This is a genomic window from Streptomyces sp. NPDC002328 (assembly GCF_042890065.1).
Classification (GTDB): domain Bacteria; phylum Actinomycetota; class Actinomycetes; order Streptomycetales; family Streptomycetaceae; genus Streptomyces.
In genome coordinates this window covers 484,224-498,805 of sequence record NZ_JBIARQ010000003.1, presented here as the reverse complement: position 1 = coordinate 498,805, position 14,582 = coordinate 484,224, and the positions used below count along the sequence as shown (strand labels likewise).

Below are 14,582 nucleotides of genomic sequence, written 5' to 3'. Positions count from 1 at the left end.
GACCGTCCCATCGACCGTCCCCTCGGCCGTCCCCTCGGCCGTCCGCTCTGCGGGCGGGGCGCACCTCCGCCCAAAGCCTTGGATTACGCTCATACGCATGGCCGACGCACCGTACAAGCTGATCCTGCTCCGTCACGGCGAGAGCGAGTGGAACGCGAAGAACCTGTTCACCGGCTGGGTGGACGTGAACCTCAACGAGAAGGGCGAGAAGGAGGCGGTCCGCGGCGGTGAGCTGCTGAAGGACGCCGACCTGCTCCCCGACGTGGTCCACACCTCACTCCAGAAGCGCGCGATCCGCACCGCGCAGCTCGCCCTGGAGTCCGCCGACCGGCACTGGATCCCCGTCCACCGCTCCTGGCGCCTGAACGAACGCCACTACGGCGCGCTCCAGGGCAAGGACAAGGCCCAGACGCTCGCCGAGTTCGGCGAGGAGCAGTTCATGCTGTGGCGCCGCTCCTACGACACCCCGCCGCCCCCGCTCGAGGACGGCACGGAGTTCTCCCAGTCGGACGACGCCCGCTACGCGACCATCCCGCCGGAGCTGCGCCCGCGCACGGAGTGCCTGAAGGACGTCGTCGTCCGGATGCTCCCCTACTGGTACGACGGCATCGTCCCCGACCTCCTGACCGGCCGCACGGTCCTGGTCGCGGCCCACGGCAACTCGCTGCGCGCCCTGGTCAAGCACCTGGACGGCATCTCCGACGCCGACATCGCGAGCCTGAACATCCCGACGGGCATCCCCCTGTACTACGAACTCGACGCCGACTTCACCCCGGTCACCCCGGGCGGCAAGTACCTGGACCCGGAGGCGGCAGCAGCGGCCATCGAGGCGGTCAAGAACCAGGGCAAGAAGAAGTAGGTTTCGTGATCATGCCCCCGACCTGCACATACGGCGCGGGGCGGGGGCATTTTCACGGCCTGGGCCCTCTGTGGGACCTCAGCGCGGCGGGCCCTGGGGTGGGCGGAGTGCCTGACCGAGAGCCTTCCGGGCCCGGTCCCGGCTGCTCGGCATGAGGTGCGCGTACACCTTCAGCGTGAGTCCCGGGTCGGAGTGCCCGAGGTACTCGCTGACGGCCTTGATGCTCTCGCCCGCGTCCAGCAACACCGACGCGTAGAAGTGCCGTTCAAGGGCGACTGGCCCCCGGCGTCGGTGGAGAGCCTGTGGGCTGTCGACCAAGGCGACGGCACCGTGCGGCTCGACAACATTCCCTTATTCGTCCGAGGTATCGCCTGCGGGGACGTCGTGGCCGCCGAGCCCGACGAGGAGGGTGTGCGATGGGCCGGCGAGGTGGTTCGGCGTTCCGAGAACTGCACCATCCGCCTCATCGTGTTCCGCGACGGCGGCTCCGGAGCTGCGCGGCAGAGTGTGATCAACGCGTTTCACCAACTCGGAGTCTGCGGCGAGGGTATTGAGCGATTCCGCATTGTCGTCCTGGACGTCCCGCCCACCGCCGATCTCACGAAGGTGCAGAAGCTGCTCCACCATGGCGTGGCCAAGGAGTGGTGGGACATGGAAGAGGGGTGCATCACCGCGCAGTGGCGGGCTGCGTCCGTCGGCTGAGGCCGTGCGGGTGATCTGCGGCTGGGCCGTCCCCGGGCCGTCCGCGGTCGTTCGACAGTGGCCGATGACCACCGATGACGACCGACGACTGCCAACGGGCCGACTCGCGGTTTCCTCGCGGGGCGGGGGCCTCTTGAGGCGACCTGTGTGTCAGCCGCTGCTGCCGGCGCGCCGCCACTCGTAGGCACCGGGTGATGTCTCGGCGACCTCGCGCGGATAGACCTCGCGGGCCCGGGCGAGCAGGTCGTGTTGGTGGGTGATCCATGTCGGTGGTGGTACGGACAACAGGACCGTGACAGTGGCTTCCGACTCCGGCCCGTCGTGCACGGTAACCCGGAGCGCGCCGCTCTCGTCGGGCTCGATCCTCATGGACGGAGTCCGTCCGGATTCGAGCCACATGGCGGACCGTCGGGACTCCAGTCTCGCCAGGGCGTCCTCCCAGTCCTCCAGGTCCTCAGGGAGGAGGGTCACCGAGAAGGTCGCGTGGACGGATTCCGCCGCGATGACGATCTCGCAGTCAAGGAGGTCGTGGCCGGTCAGGATGCCGGGTTGGCAACGCCCGAGGACGCGCACGGAGACGCTGTGGCCGCCGGCGCCGGGCCTGTCGGTCAGGTGGATCAGATCGATGACGTCGTCCGTCGAGCCCATGGATTGCCTCCCCAGTGACCATGCCCTCGCATCCTGCCCGACGGTCGAGGGACCTCACGGTTCGGGGGTGCAGCCTGATCGCTCCGAGTGAGACGATGAGGACCGCCGATCGGGGAGAGGCCATGACCGACGTAACTCAGGTGAGGGCCGGTTGGCGTGAGGTCTGTGATCGCGTCAAGTGGACGTTCCTGGTCATCCTGATGTTCGGCCTCCTGGCATGCCTCCTCGTGAGCTTCCTCGCCTTTCTCTTCGTCTGGTTCGTTCCGTTCCTCTTACTGATGGGCGGAAGCATCGATCATTGACCGGGCGGCTCGGCGCGGCGCACGGCTTCGCGCGGCTCACGGCCTGTTGTGTCGCCGTGGGGAACTCTCGGTCGCGGCTGCCTCCGAGCACGAGTGATCGCGCGGGAAGCAACGCAGGCGAACGGGCCCGACTCTCCGCTGTGATCGACCGTGATCGACGTCAGTGGTATTCATGCACCGTGGAAGCCCAGACGGATGTGCGTGACCTGCCCTTCGACGCCGTTCTGTGTGATCTCGACGGGGTGATCCGTTTCTACGACTTCGGCGAGGTGGCGCGCCTGGAGCGGGCCGCGGGGCTGTCGGAGGGGATCACGGCTGACGTCGGGTTCGCGCCGGAGAATGATCTGCCGCTGTTGCTCGGGGAGATCAGCAGAGAGCAGTGGGCGCAGTCCATCGTCCGGGGGCTCGGATCCCGGGCGTCGTTGGCGGAGGGGCAGGCTCAGGGGCTGGCCAAGGCCTTCACCGAGTCCGGGTTCTGGGCGGACGAGGCTGTCGTGACGCTGCTTCGTCAGGTTCGGGAGCATTGCCCGGTCATCCTGGTCACGAACGCGACGGTGTGGCTCGACGAGGACCTCGCGGTGCTCGGACTGATCGACTTCGCGGACAGCGTCGTCAACAGTTCGCTCGTCGGTGTCGCCAAGCCGGACCGTCGCATCTACGAGACGGCGGCGGCGCGGGCCGGCGCCCGTCTCGACAGGTGCCTCTTCGTCGACGACCGGCAGGAGAACGTCGACGCGGCGAGGGAGCTCGGGATGAGCACCGTGCTGTATCGCACGGTCGCGGATCTGCGTGAGGCCCTCGCCCTGATCGTTCGCCCGGCAGGCTCGGCTAATTCCGGTGACGGGACTTGCTCTGGCGTGGCGGCAAGCTCAGGGTGATCTGTCGGACGAGTTGCTGGAAGCACGCCAGGGAAGCGATGGCCGGCAGGGCTGCCGCGGCGATACCCGTGAAGTTCCTCTCGGCCTGCGTCACGCACAGCACCATGGCGACGGCGGAGAACAGCAGGACGACGAACCAGGAGTGGAAAGCCCGGCGTCGGTGCAGGGCCGTCCGGAGAATCGAGAGAGACGCAACGATCCACGGGCCGTACACGAGCAGGGGCCACCAGGGCATTCCCCCGCCCTTCGTGCCGGACGTGACGCCCTGGAGCGGCGCGTAGGACGCCATTCCGCCGATGGCGCTGACCACCGCCACGATGGCGGCGATCAATGCGACGATCGCGAAGCTGCCGGTCCGCAGCCAGTTGCGGCGAGGTTTACGGACCCGGACCTTCCGATGCCCGGCGGAAGAGCGTCGGACGGGCGGCAGCGGCACCGTGGTCTGCGCCGGATCCTCCGACGGATCGGTGAGGTCGACACCGGCGGACTGCTCGCTGCGCGGCGGCGGCACGATCGTCGACCGCTCCGCGGGCATGGCGTCCTGGAGGAGAATGGCGAGCTCTTCGACCGGGTCCCATCCCAGATCGGGGGGCTCCAGGGGGACCCCTGAATGCAGGTCGTCGACGGGACTGCCGTACCAGTCGGTATTCGAACCGAAAGGATACGCGTCGGGATACCAATTGCGCTGCGAGAATTCGGGATCCGCGTAGTCGTGATTCATGATGATTCGCCCGGTCACATGCGGTCCGCGCGGCGGTCGGCGATTCTCTGGCCGCTCCATCGCTGATTGAGTTCCGCCTGGGCCGCGTCCAGCAGCGTGAGGAACTCGTGGAGCAGCGACTCGGTGACCCGGGGTTCGAGCCGTGCGCCCTCCCCGTGCAGGGCGCCGTTGACGTCGAGCGCCGAGTACACCGCACCGGCGGTGTAAGCGTATTTCCCCACCGTCGCATCGCCGGCCCCGGACGATTTCAGTGTCCGCACGCCGCGGCGAGGCAGGCTGAGGGGAATCGGTTGCGTCATGTTCCGCTAACGCCGCGTCCGCTCCCCCAGTTGCGTGGCAAATGAGTGACCCCAGCGCACGGGAAACGTTGATGAGAGCGTTTTTTCATTTGTGTCATCTGCATTTCGGACTCGGAATGCGCGGAGTGTCTGGAGTGCCCGTAGTGCCCGGAGTGTCGGTTGATTTTAGAATGAGTTGTTCTGGTAGCACATCATGACTTTTCCCGTCGTGCTGTGAAGCAGAAGCAGAAGCAGAAGCAGAAGCGGAAGCGGAAGCGGAAGCGGAAGCGGAAGCGGAAGCAGAGGCAGAGGCAGAGGTGAGCGCCGATGGTCCGGGCAAGGTTCAGCGCCTCGCGGACGGTTCGCACAGTCCTCGGCGCGGTGCTTCTCGTCGTCACCGTCGGAGCGACCGGCCCGGCGCACACCTTCGCGGCCGCCACCGGCCCGGCCGGCCCCACCGGCCCCACCGGCCCCGCCGCCGCGCTCCGCATCGAGCGCTCCGTGCCGCAGGCCCTCGATCCGGCCACCGTCGCCCGCCTCGACGCGGCGATCCGCGACACCATGACGCGGGCCGGCATCCCCGGGGTCAACGTCGGGCTGTGGATGCCCGGCGGTGACGCGTACGTGAAGTCGTTCGGCGTGGCCGACCGGGAGTCCCGGGCCCCGATGGAGGCCGGGCTGCACCTGCGCATCGGCAGCGTGACCAAGACGTTCACCGTCACCGCGCTGTTGCAACTGGTGGACCAGGGGCGGGTCGGGCTCGACGACCCGATCGGCCGGTACGTCGACGGCGTTCCCGCCGGTGACCGCGTCACCCTGCGGCAGCTCGCGGCGATGCGCAGCGGGCTGTTCGACTACACCGAGGACGAGACGTTCCTCAAGGACCTGTCCTCGGATCCGCAGCGGACCTACACCCCTCGGCAACTGCTCGACATCGCCTTCCGGCACCCCTCCCCCTTCTCGCCGGGAGCCGAGTGGCAGTACAGCAACACCAACACCGTGCTGATCGGCCTCGTGATCGAGAGGGTCTCCGGGCAGCCGCTGCACACCTATCTGGAGGAGAAGGTGTACGAGCCGGTCGGGCTCGCGCGCACCTCGTTCCCCACGGGCAGCGCCATTCCCGACCCGCATGCCCAGGGGTACACCGCGGAGGGGGTGGAGGAAGGGGCCGCGACCGTCGACGCCACCGGCTGGAATCCCTCCTGGGCCTGGGCCGCCGGCGCGATGATCTCCGACCTCGGCGACCTCCACACCTGGGTGCCCGCGCTCGCCTCCGGTCGTCCGCTGCTCGCCCCGGAGACACAGCGCGCACGCCTCGCCTTCGGGCCGACCGGCTACCCGGGCGTCAGCTACGGGCTCGGCATCATGCGCGTGAACGGCTGGATCGGCCACAACGGCGAACTCCCGGGCTACGAGACGCTCGCCGTCCGGCTGCCGTCCGCCGAGGCCACGCTCGTCGTCCTGGTCAACTCCGACGTGGACTACCAGGGCGAGGGGCTCAGCACGCTGATCGGCCGTGCCGTCACGCAGATCGTCACGCCGGACAACGTCTTCTCCCTCCCCGCAGCCGCCCAGGCCGGCACGGCGACCCCGAGTCCCGATACTTCAGGCAGCCCCGGCAGTCCCGGCACTCCCAACAGCCCCGGCAGCCCCGGTCCCACCTCCGACCAGCGGGCGCGCACAACGCGATGAGGGGCCCGGGCGGGAAAGCGAACGCCCTGGACCCCTCAGCGCCGGGAATCGGTCAACCGCACTGGCACGGGCTCCCCGACTGGCACCCGCACCCGCACCCCGAACCGCAGCCGCACGCGGCGATCAGGGGCAGGTCCCTCGTCCGGGCGGGCTGCTCGGTCGGGCGTTCCTGGGTGGGGTCGGCCGGGGTGGAGGTGCTGCGGGCTTCGGCCATGGGTTCCTCCTGGAGGCCTGAAGGCTGGAGCGCCTTTCGCCCATTGCACGCCCGCCCGGACGGGCGCGTCAATGGCGCACGACGACTCCCAGGAGCCCGACGAGCCCCGACGAGCACCCCGGTCCGCTCCGCCGGGGGACGGACTACGCAGGGACTACGCCCCCTCCGTCCCCGTCACCGGCTGGATCTCCGTCGGCAGGTCCTGCTGGAGCTCGTCCGCGTGCTCGCCCGTCACCAGGAACACCACCCGCTTGGCGACCGCCACCGCGTGGTCGGCGAAGCGCTCGTAGTAGCGGCCCAGGAGGGTGACGTCCACCGCCGTCTCGATGCCGTGCTTCCAGCGGTCGTCGATGAGGTGCTGGAAGAGCGTGCGGTGCAGGAGGTCCATCTCGTCGTCGTCCGTCTCCAGCTGGAGCGCGAGGTCGACGTCCTTCGTGATGATCACCTCGGCCGCCTTGGCCATCAGGCGCTGCGCGAGCTGGCCCATCTCCAGGATCGTGGCGTGCAGATCCCGCGGCACCGCCCGCTCGGGGAAACGCAGCCGCGCCAGCTTCGCCACGTGCTGGGCGAGGTCGCCGGAGCGCTCCAGGTCCGCCGACATGCGCAGCGACGTCACGACTATGCGCAGGTCGGTCGCCACCGGCTGCTGCCGCGCCAGCAGGGCGATCGCCCGCGCCTCCAGGTCGTGCTGCAACTCGTCGACCTTCTGGTCGGCCTCGATCACGCTCTCGGCCAGCTTGAGATCGGCGTCGAGGATGGCGGTCGTGGCGCGTCCGACTGCCGACCCGACCAGCCGGGCCATCTCCACCAGACTGTCGCCGATCGAGTCCAGTTCCTCGTGGTACGCGTCCCGCATCAGGGTTCCCTCTCGTACGTCGTTCTTCAGGGGTCCGGGGGTCCGGTCCGGGGGTTCGGGGTTCCGGGGCGGCCGGGGCCGGCCGTGTGGAACCGGCGCCGTGAACCGGGCCGCGAACCCCACGGTGCCACGATCCGCCCCGTACGCGTCGGTTTCCGTCACCTCAAATGAACCACCACTGGCTCCAAGGTGAACTCTGGGCGACGAGTGTTCGAGGTCCTACGCCGATGGCTGTGGCCAGGCCGGATGCCATGCCTAACCTGGACGCATGGACGTGAACGCGGCGGTCGCCGCAGCGGCAGCGATCGCCGGGTTGCTCACCGGCGTCATCGCCATGCTGGCGTTCCGTTGGAGCGAACGCGACCAGAAACGACCCACCAGGACTTCCTTGCACACCGATCCCGTGCTGCCCCCGGGCGTGGACACCGTCCTGTCCGTCCTCCGTTCCTCGGCGGTGGTCCTCGACGAGGCCGACGCCGTGGTCAAGGCCAGCTCGGCGGCGTACGCCCTCGGGCTGGTCCGCGGCGGCAAGCTCGCCGTCGAACCCATGCTCCAGATGGCCCGCGACACCAGACGGGACGGGGAGATACGCCAGGTCGAACTGGATCTGCCGAGACGGGGCACCGGGCGCGGCGAGGCCCTCGCGGTCTCCGCGCGCGTCGCGCCGCTCGGCTCCCGGCTCGTCCTGCTCCTCGTCGAGGACCTCACCGAGGCCCGGCGCATCGAGGCGGTGCGCCGGGACTTCGTCGCGAACGTCAGCCACGAGCTGAAGACGCCGGTCGGCGCGCTCTCCCTGCTCTCCGAGGCCGTCATGGACGCCTCCGACGACCCGGAGGCGGTGACGCGCTTCGCCGGCCGTATGCAGATAGAGGCCACCCGGCTCACCAACCTGGTCCAGGAGCTCATCGACCTGTCCCGGGTGCAGAACGACGATCCGCTGGAGGACGCCGAGCCCGTCCGCGTGGACGAGCTCGTCGCCGAGGCCGTCGACCGCTGCCGTCACCAGGCCGGCGCCAAGCAGATCACCATGGCCGCCGGGGGCACGTCCGGCCTGCGCGTCTACGGCAACCGCGGCCAGCTGGCCGCCGCTCTCGGCAACCTCGTCGAGAACGCCGTCAACTACTCGCCCGCCCGCACCCGCGTCGGCATAGCCGCCCGCCGGGTGGCCGCGCCGGGCGGGGACCTGATCGAGGTCGCCGTCACCGACCAGGGCATCGGCATCTCCGACAAGGACAAGGAGCGCATCTTCGAGCGCTTCTACCGCGTCGACCCGGCCCGCTCCCGCGCCACCGGCGGCACGGGGCTCGGGCTGGCCATCGTCAAGCACGTGGCGGCCTCGCACGGCGGGGAGGTCACGGTGTGGAGCGCAGAGGGACAGGGCTCCACGTTCACGCTCCGGCTCCCGGAGGCGGGCCTCACCCGCCACCGCGCCGACGGCCGCCCCGGCCTCGACCAGAACGCCTACGACCAGAACGCCCACGACCGGAACGCCCACGACGAGGGCGCCTACGACCCGGACGCCTACGACGATGACGTCCACGACCGGGACGCGTACGACCCGGACGCCTACGACGAGGACGACGGCGTCCACCACGGGGAAGGCGCCGCCGGCTCCCGTCGTGCCTCAGCTCCCCACGCCTCACCCCCAGAACCACCCTCATCCCCCGACTCAACCGCGTACCAGACGCTTTCCGCCCCGGAGGTCCTTCCGTGACCCGAGTGCTCGTCGTCGAGGACGAGGAGTCCTTCTCCGACGCCCTGTCGTACATGCTCCGCAAGGAGGGTTTCGAGGTCGCCGTCGCGACCACCGGGCCCGACGGACTCGACGAGTTCGAGCGCAACGGCGCCGACCTCGTCCTCCTCGACCTGATGCTGCCGGGGCTGCCCGGCACGGAGGTGTGCCGGCAGCTGCGCGGCCGCTCCAACGTCCCCGTGATCATGGTGACGGCCAAGGACAGCGAGATCGACAAGGTCGTCGGCCTGGAGATAGGAGCCGACGACTACGTCACCAAGCCGTTCTCCTCGCGCGAGCTGGTCGCCCGGATCCGGGCCGTCCTGCGCCGGCGCGGCGAGCCGGAGGAGGTCACCCCGGCGGCCCTGGAGGCCGGGCCGGTCCGGATGGACGTCGACCGGCACGTCGTCACCGTCTCCGGCTCGAAGGTCGACCTCCCGCTGAAGGAGTTCGACCTCTTGGAGATGCTGCTGCGCAACGCGGGCCGCGTCCTCACCCGCATGCAGCTCATCGACCGCGTCTGGGGCGCCGACTACGTGGGCGACACCAAAACCCTCGACGTCCACGTCAAGCGCCTGCGCGCGAAGATCGAGCCGGACCCGGGGGCACCGCGTTATCTGGTGACGGTGCGAGGCCTGGGGTACAAGTTCGAGCCGTAGGCCGTTCCGGGCGGGCCTAGGCGTGGCGAAGGGCGGCATCCCGGGTGGGGTGCCGCCCTTCGGCGTGCGTGTGGACGCGGCGTGCGTACGGACGCGGCGTGCGCGAGCACGCCGCGTACCGCGGCTCAGTGGTCGGCAGCCGACTCCGACGCGCTCGCCGAGGCCGTGTCGGCCGGGGCGGACGACTCCGCCGTGCCCTCGCCCTCCGCGCCCGAGTGGCCCGCCGACTCGGAGGCCGACGCGGACGGGGACGCGGATCCCCCCGGCGCGGCCGGGATGTCGCTCGGGCCCCACTCGGCGAAGTAGCTCTCGGCGGGGACGACGAAGGCCTGGAGGCTGACCTCGCCGGTCTCGCTGAAGGTGAACGTCACCTTCTGGGCGTCGCCGTCCCGGATCGCCTCGCTGCCGCCGGGCAGGGTCGCGGAGGCGTTGTCCTTGCCGCCGATGACGACCGAGCCGCCGGCCGGCACGGTCAGCTTCCCCTCGCCCTTGGCGGGCTTGATCTCGACGGACTCGCCCGCGCCGTCCACGGTGATCGAGTCCAGGGTCTGCGCGGTGTCACCGCCGTTGAAGACGGTCGCGGAGACGGCGGCCGGGCCGGTCGACTCCGGGTCCGGCTGGGTGATCACGACGACGTTCTGAAGCTTGATGTCGCCGACGCTGGTGGCGGCGTTGTCCGGCTTGATCTCCAGCGTCTGGGAGTCGTTGCCGGCGCCGCATGCGGCGAGCGTGGCGATCGAGAACGCGAGGGCGGAGGCGGCGAGGGCGCCGCGTCGAAGGCTGCTGCTCACGGCGGCGGCAACTCCTTGGAACGGGCGGGCAGCTCTCCTTATTCAAAGCCGCCCTAAGGGTCTGTCAGCGGCCTTAGGTTACCGAGCCGTTCCCGGGCCATCGCACCCGACCCGCCTCTGGAGCGTTCCGGGGCCCCGAGGGCGGCCTCACGGAGGCTCTCGTCACTCCTGTCACTCCTGTCACACCAGTCACAAGTGACCCATGAGTCACTTTGGCTTCTCGCGCGTCGGCCGCCATTCACATAAGCGCCGCTCAGAGGGGCTCGCGGATTTTCCGTGAAGGAATGCGAGGTCGTCCCAGGAATTGATCATCGGGGGTTCGGCCGACGGCGTGATCAATTCCGGAAACGGCTCGGATGCGCCTCAGGACACCGAACGGAGTAGCGGAAGTCGCACACCGGCAACCGGACATATGTGGACGTTCGGCCATCTGGGAGCGGTCTCGGATGCGTGTAACGTACGCGTTTCGCCCTCCGTGAAGAGCCGCTCCCACCTGCGAATACCTGCTTCCGCGGGCCGCTCGCAGCACGATCCTGTCGTGGTTGTCAAGCCCCGAGATATGCCCTGACCTGCGAAAACGCCATTCAGAACCCGCAGTTTCCGTGTTACCCTGGATAGCCACGGAAGGGGTACCTGTCACATGACGTTCAAGGTTGGCGACACCGTGGTCTATCCCCATCACGGGGCCGCGCTGATCGAGGCTATCGAAACTCGTCAGATCAAAGGCGTGGACAAGACCTACTTGGTGCTGAAGGTCGCCCAGGGCGACCTGACAGTGCGTGTGCCAGCGGACAATGCGGAGTTCGTCGGCGTGCGTGATGTGGTCGGTCAGGACGGGCTGGACCGGGTCTTCGAGGTGCTGCGCGCGCCGTACGCCGAGGAGCCCACGAACTGGTCGCGTCGTTACAAGGCAAATCTGGAGAAGCTCGCCTCCGGCGACGTCATCAAGGTCGCGGAAGTCGTACGTGACCTGTGGCGTCGTGAGCGCGAGCGCGGACTCTCCGCCGGTGAGAAGCGCATGCTCGCCAAGGCCCGCCAGATCCTGGTGAGCGAGCTCGCCCTCGCGGAGAACACCAACGAGGACAAGGCGGAGGCGCTCCTCGACGAGGTTCTCGCGTCCTGACGCCGACGCACACCCGCCTCGGCTCAGCACACTGAAATGCCGCGGTGCCCGATGACACAGCTCCAGTCGCCGGGCGCTGCGGCATGTTCGTGCTCAGACGCCGTACGCGTGTTTCTTTTGCGATGCCGCGCAATGCCGTCGCGCGTCACCGTCGTCGCGCGTCCCCCGCGTTGTGCGTCACCCGCGTTGTGCGTGTCGCTTCGGGGAAAGTCCCCCGATCCTGGTGTGCCGGGCCCGGGCAGCTGGCTCGACCGGTGTCACGGAAGGGTCCGGTCAAGGCATCGCGCCCGGCACGCTGTCTCCGTACCCACCAAGGCCGAGCACACAAACCTGACAGGAACCGATGTCTGACGATTCGCGTCCCTCGCCCGCCCCGATCCGCGCGGCAGCGGTGATTCCGGCCGCCGGCCGGGGCGTGCGCCTCGGTCCGGGCGCTCCCAAGGCGCTCCGCGCGCTGGGCGGGACCCCCATGCTGATCCACGCGGTGCGTGCCCTCGCCGCCTCCCGCGCGGTCTCCCTCGTGGTCGTGGTGGCCCCGCCGGACGGCGCCGCCGAGGTCAGGTCGCTGCTCGACGCGCACGCCCTGCCCGAGCGCACCGACTTCGTCGTCGTCCCCGGCGGCGAGAGCCGCCAGGAGTCGGTTCGGCTGGGCCTGGAGGCGCTGCCGCCCGGTCACGACATCGTCCTCGTGCACGACGCGGCCCGGCCGCTGGTGCCCGTCGACACCGTCGACGCCGTGATCGAGGCCGTCCGCGACGGCGCCCCGGCCGTCGTCCCGGCGCTGCCCCTCGCCGACACCGTCAAGGAGGTCGAGCCGTCGGCGGCCCCCGGGGACCCGGAGCCGGTGGTGGCCACCCCGGTGCGGGCCCGGCTGCGCGCCGTCCAGACGCCCCAGGGCTTCGACCGCGCCGCCCTGGTCCGTGCCCACGAGACGGTGACCGACGAGGTGACCGACGACGCCGGCATGGTCGAGCGGCTCGGGCTGACCGTCGTCGCCGTCCCCGGACACGAGGAGGCGTTCAAGGTGACGCGCCCGCTGGACCTCGTCCTCGCGGAGGCGGTCCTCGCCCGCAGGAGGCTCAACGATGGCTTCTGACAGGCCACTTCTGCCCCAGGTCGGCATCGGCACCGACATCCACGCCTTCGAGGAGGGCCGCGAGCTGTGGTGCGCGGGCCTGAAGTGGGAGGGCGAGGGACCGGGCCTGGCCGGCCACTCCGACGCCGACGTCGTCGCGCACGCCGCGTGCAACGCGCTCTTCTCCGCCGCCGGACTCGGCGACCTGGGACAGCACTTCGGCACCGGCCGCCCCGAGTGGTCCGGCGCCTCCGGGGTGACCCTGCTGACGGAGGCCGCGCGCATCGTCCGCGAGGCCGGCTTCACCGTCGGCAACATCGCCGTCCAGGTGGTCGGCCCGCGCCCGAAGATCGGAAAACGGCGCGAAGAGGCCCAGAAGATCCTGTCGGAGGCGGCGGGCGCCCCCGTCTCGGTCTCCGGCGCGACCACCGACGGCCTCGGTTTCCCCGGCCGTGACGAGGGGCTGATGGCGGTGGCGACGGCGTTGGTGGCGCGCACCGGCTGACATATGCCGTGCCGTGTCACGAATGTGTGGCCGTGGGGCGGAAGGGCGCGGGGCATCGTCCCACGCCCACTACCCTGGAGGGGTGACTATTCGCCTGTACGACACCAGCGCCCGGCAGATCCGTGACTTCACCCCGCTCAAGCCGGGTTGCGTCTCGATCTACCTCTGTGGCGCCACCGTGCAGGCGGCCCCGCACATCGGGCACATCCGCTCGGGCCTGAACTTCGACATCATGCGCCGCTGGTTCGCCCACCGCGGCTACGACGTCACGTTCGTCCGCAACGTCACCGACATCGACGACAAGATCATCGTCAAGTCGCACGACCAGGGCCGCCCCTGGTGGTCCATCGGGTACGAGAACGAGCGCGCGTTCAACGACGGCTACCAGGTCCTCGGCTGCCTGCCGCCGACGTACGAGCCGCGGGCCACCGGGCACGTCCCCGAGATGATCGAGATGATGCGCGGGCTCATCGAGCGCGGGCACGCCTACGAGGCCGACGGCAACGTCTACTTCGACGTGCGCTCCTTCCCGGAGTACCTCCAGCTGTCCAACCAGGAGCTGGACAACCTGCTCCAGCCCTCCGGCGACGGCGAGACGGGCAAGCGGGACCCCCGCGACTTCGCCATGTGGAAGGCGGCCAAGCCCGGGGAGCCCAGCTGGGAGACCCCGTGGGGCCGCGGCCGGCCCGGCTGGCACCTGGAGTGCTCGGCGATGGCCCACAAGTACCTGGGCTCCACGTTCGACGTCCACGGCGGCGGCCTCGACCTGATCTTCCCGCACCACGAGAACGAGATCGCCCAGGCCAAGGCCTACGGCGACGACTTCGCGCAGTACTGGGTGCACAACGCCTGGGTCACCATGAGCGGCGAGAAGATGTCGAAGTCGCTGGGCAACAGCGTCCTCGTCGCCGAGATGGTCAAGCACTGGCGGCCCATCGTCCTGCGCTACTACCTCGGCACGCCGCACTACCGTTCGATGATCGAGTACAGCGAGGAGTCGCTGCGCGAGGCCGAGTCGGCGTTCGCGCGGATCGAGGGCTTCGTGCAGCGGGTCGTCGAGAAGGCGGGGGGCGTCGTCGAGCCCGCCGCCGAGGTGCCGCCGGCCTTCGCCGAGGCGATGGACGACGACCTGGGCGTCCCGCAGGCGCTCGCGGTCGTGCACACGACGGTCCGGCAGGGCAACTCCGCCCTCGCCGCCGACGACAAGGAAGCCGCCGTGGCCCGCCTCGCCGAGGTCCGCGCCATGCTCGGCGTCCTCGGCCTGGACCCGCTCGACCCGCACTGGGCGGGGGAGACCGACCGGGGCGAGGACCTGCATGGGGTCGTCGACAGCCTCGTACGCCTCGTCCTCGACCAGCGCGAGGCGGCCCGGGGGCGCAAGGACTGGGGCACCGCGGACGCCATCCGCGACCAGCTCAACCAGTCGGGACTCGTCATCGAGGACGGCCCGCAGGGGCCGCGCTGGTCGCTCGGCCCGCGCTAGGCCCCGGCTCGCCAGCTTGACGGCTTGACGGCTTGACGGCTTGATCGATTGTGCCGTCCTGCCT

The 14,582-nt window shown here is 70.0% G+C and carries 16 protein-coding genes and 1 pseudogene; 11 read left to right on the top strand and 6 right to left on the bottom strand.

The genetic code is table 11. From position 1 onward, the window contains the following. The first annotated feature begins 97 nt into the window (after positions 1–97). A complete protein-coding gene (locus ACFYX4_RS11985; protein ID WP_389329934.1) occupies positions 98–859 on the top strand; it encodes a phosphoglyceromutase in 762 nt (253 codons plus the stop codon). 78 nt (positions 860–937) lie between these two features. Here ACFYX4_RS11985 and ACFYX4_RS11980 read toward each other — a convergent pair. Continuing rightward, positions 938–1,150, bottom strand: a pseudogene (locus tag ACFYX4_RS11980) (site-specific integrase); the annotation flags it as partial. Here ACFYX4_RS11980 and ACFYX4_RS11975 point away from each other — a divergent pair. After that, positions 1,052–1,561 carry a DUF4265 domain-containing protein gene (locus ACFYX4_RS11975; protein ID WP_389329931.1) on the top strand — a complete coding sequence of 170 codons (510 nt, stop codon included), beginning with the start codon at positions 1,052–1,054 and terminating at the stop codon, positions 1,559–1,561. The pseudogene ACFYX4_RS11980 and the gene ACFYX4_RS11975 overlap by 99 nt on opposite strands. A 150-nt stretch (positions 1,562–1,711) precedes the next feature. Here the strand turns inward: ACFYX4_RS11975 and ACFYX4_RS11970 are convergent, their stop codons facing one another. Then, a complete protein-coding gene (locus ACFYX4_RS11970; RefSeq protein WP_389329928.1) occupies positions 1,712–2,209 on the bottom strand; it encodes a DUF5959 family protein in 498 nt (165 codons plus the stop codon). Between the two features lie 122 nt (positions 2,210–2,331). Between ACFYX4_RS11970 and ACFYX4_RS11965 the strand changes: the two genes are divergently transcribed. After that, positions 2,332–2,511, top strand: a complete 180-nt coding sequence (locus ACFYX4_RS11965; RefSeq protein WP_389329925.1) for a hypothetical protein — start codon at positions 2,332–2,334, stop codon at positions 2,509–2,511. 179 nt (positions 2,512–2,690) lie between these two features. Then, positions 2,691–3,389 (top strand): HAD-IA family hydrolase, encoded by a 699-nt coding sequence (locus ACFYX4_RS11960; protein ID WP_389329922.1) that lies wholly within the window; start codon positions 2,691–2,693, stop codon positions 3,387–3,389. Here the strand turns inward: ACFYX4_RS11960 and ACFYX4_RS11955 are convergent. Together ACFYX4_RS11955 and ACFYX4_RS11950 are read right to left on the bottom strand one after the other, a co-directional pair. Beyond that, positions 3,340–4,110 (bottom strand): DUF2637 domain-containing protein, encoded by a 771-nt coding sequence (locus ACFYX4_RS11955; protein ID WP_389329919.1) that lies wholly within the window; start codon positions 4,108–4,110, stop codon positions 3,340–3,342. The genes ACFYX4_RS11960 and ACFYX4_RS11955 overlap by 50 nt on opposite strands. Positions 4,111–4,124: 14 nt before the next feature. Next, entirely contained in the window at positions 4,125–4,331 is a 207-nt protein-coding gene (locus ACFYX4_RS11950) for a hypothetical protein (protein ID WP_389329916.1), read from the bottom strand. 438 nt (positions 4,332–4,769) lie between these two features. Here ACFYX4_RS11950 and ACFYX4_RS11945 point away from each other — a divergent pair, with 438 nt between their 5' ends. Continuing rightward, entirely contained in the window at positions 4,770–6,080 is a 1,311-nt protein-coding gene (locus ACFYX4_RS11945; protein ID WP_389329913.1) for a serine hydrolase domain-containing protein, read from the top strand. 368 nt (positions 6,081–6,448) lie between these two features. Here the strand turns inward: ACFYX4_RS11945 and phoU are convergent, their stop codons facing one another. Then, the gene (phoU, locus tag ACFYX4_RS11940) at positions 6,449–7,150 is read right to left on the bottom strand and encodes a phosphate signaling complex protein PhoU (RefSeq protein ID WP_389329910.1); all 702 of its coding nucleotides are present in this window, start codon (positions 7,148–7,150) and stop codon (positions 6,449–6,451) included. Between the two features lie 268 nt (positions 7,151–7,418). On the opposite strand from phoU, the gene ACFYX4_RS11935 reads away from it, so the two are divergent. Both ACFYX4_RS11935 and ACFYX4_RS11930 read left to right on the top strand, forming a co-directional pair. Beyond that, positions 7,419–8,864 (top strand): sensor histidine kinase, encoded by a 1,446-nt coding sequence (locus ACFYX4_RS11935; RefSeq protein ID WP_389329907.1) that lies wholly within the window; start codon positions 7,419–7,421, stop codon positions 8,862–8,864. Continuing rightward, the gene (locus ACFYX4_RS11930; RefSeq protein WP_015659563.1) at positions 8,861–9,541 is read left to right on the top strand and encodes a response regulator transcription factor; all 681 of its coding nucleotides are present in this window, start codon (positions 8,861–8,863) and stop codon (positions 9,539–9,541) included. Before ACFYX4_RS11935 ends, ACFYX4_RS11930 begins: the two co-directional genes overlap by 4 nt. Positions 9,542–9,666: 125 nt before the next feature. On the opposite strand, the gene ACFYX4_RS11925 is transcribed toward ACFYX4_RS11930, so the two are convergent. Then, a complete protein-coding gene (locus ACFYX4_RS11925; RefSeq protein ID WP_389329903.1) occupies positions 9,667–10,332 on the bottom strand; it encodes a copper chaperone PCu(A)C in 666 nt (221 codons plus the stop codon). Between the two features lie 640 nt (positions 10,333–10,972). Here ACFYX4_RS11925 and ACFYX4_RS11920 point away from each other — a divergent pair. The 4 genes from ACFYX4_RS11920 (at position 10,973) to cysS (ending at position 14,518) form a co-directional block, all read left to right on the top strand. Then, entirely contained in the window at positions 10,973–11,455 is a 483-nt protein-coding gene (locus ACFYX4_RS11920; RefSeq protein ID WP_003953493.1) for a CarD family transcriptional regulator, read from the top strand. Positions 11,456–11,798: 343 nt separating this feature from the next. Continuing rightward, a complete protein-coding gene (ispD, locus tag ACFYX4_RS11915; protein WP_389329900.1) occupies positions 11,799–12,551 on the top strand; it encodes a 2-C-methyl-D-erythritol 4-phosphate cytidylyltransferase in 753 nt (250 codons plus the stop codon). Beyond that, complete coding sequence (gene ispF, locus ACFYX4_RS11910; protein ID WP_389329897.1) at positions 12,541–13,035, top strand: 2-C-methyl-D-erythritol 2,4-cyclodiphosphate synthase; 495 nt, start codon at positions 12,541–12,543, stop codon at positions 13,033–13,035. Before ispD ends, ispF begins: the two co-directional genes overlap by 11 nt. An 82-nt stretch (positions 13,036–13,117) precedes the next feature. Beyond that, the gene (cysS, locus tag ACFYX4_RS11905; RefSeq protein ID WP_389329894.1) at positions 13,118–14,518 is read left to right on the top strand and encodes a cysteine--tRNA ligase; all 1,401 of its coding nucleotides are present in this window, start codon (positions 13,118–13,120) and stop codon (positions 14,516–14,518) included. Positions 14,519–14,582 lie beyond the last annotated feature (64 nt).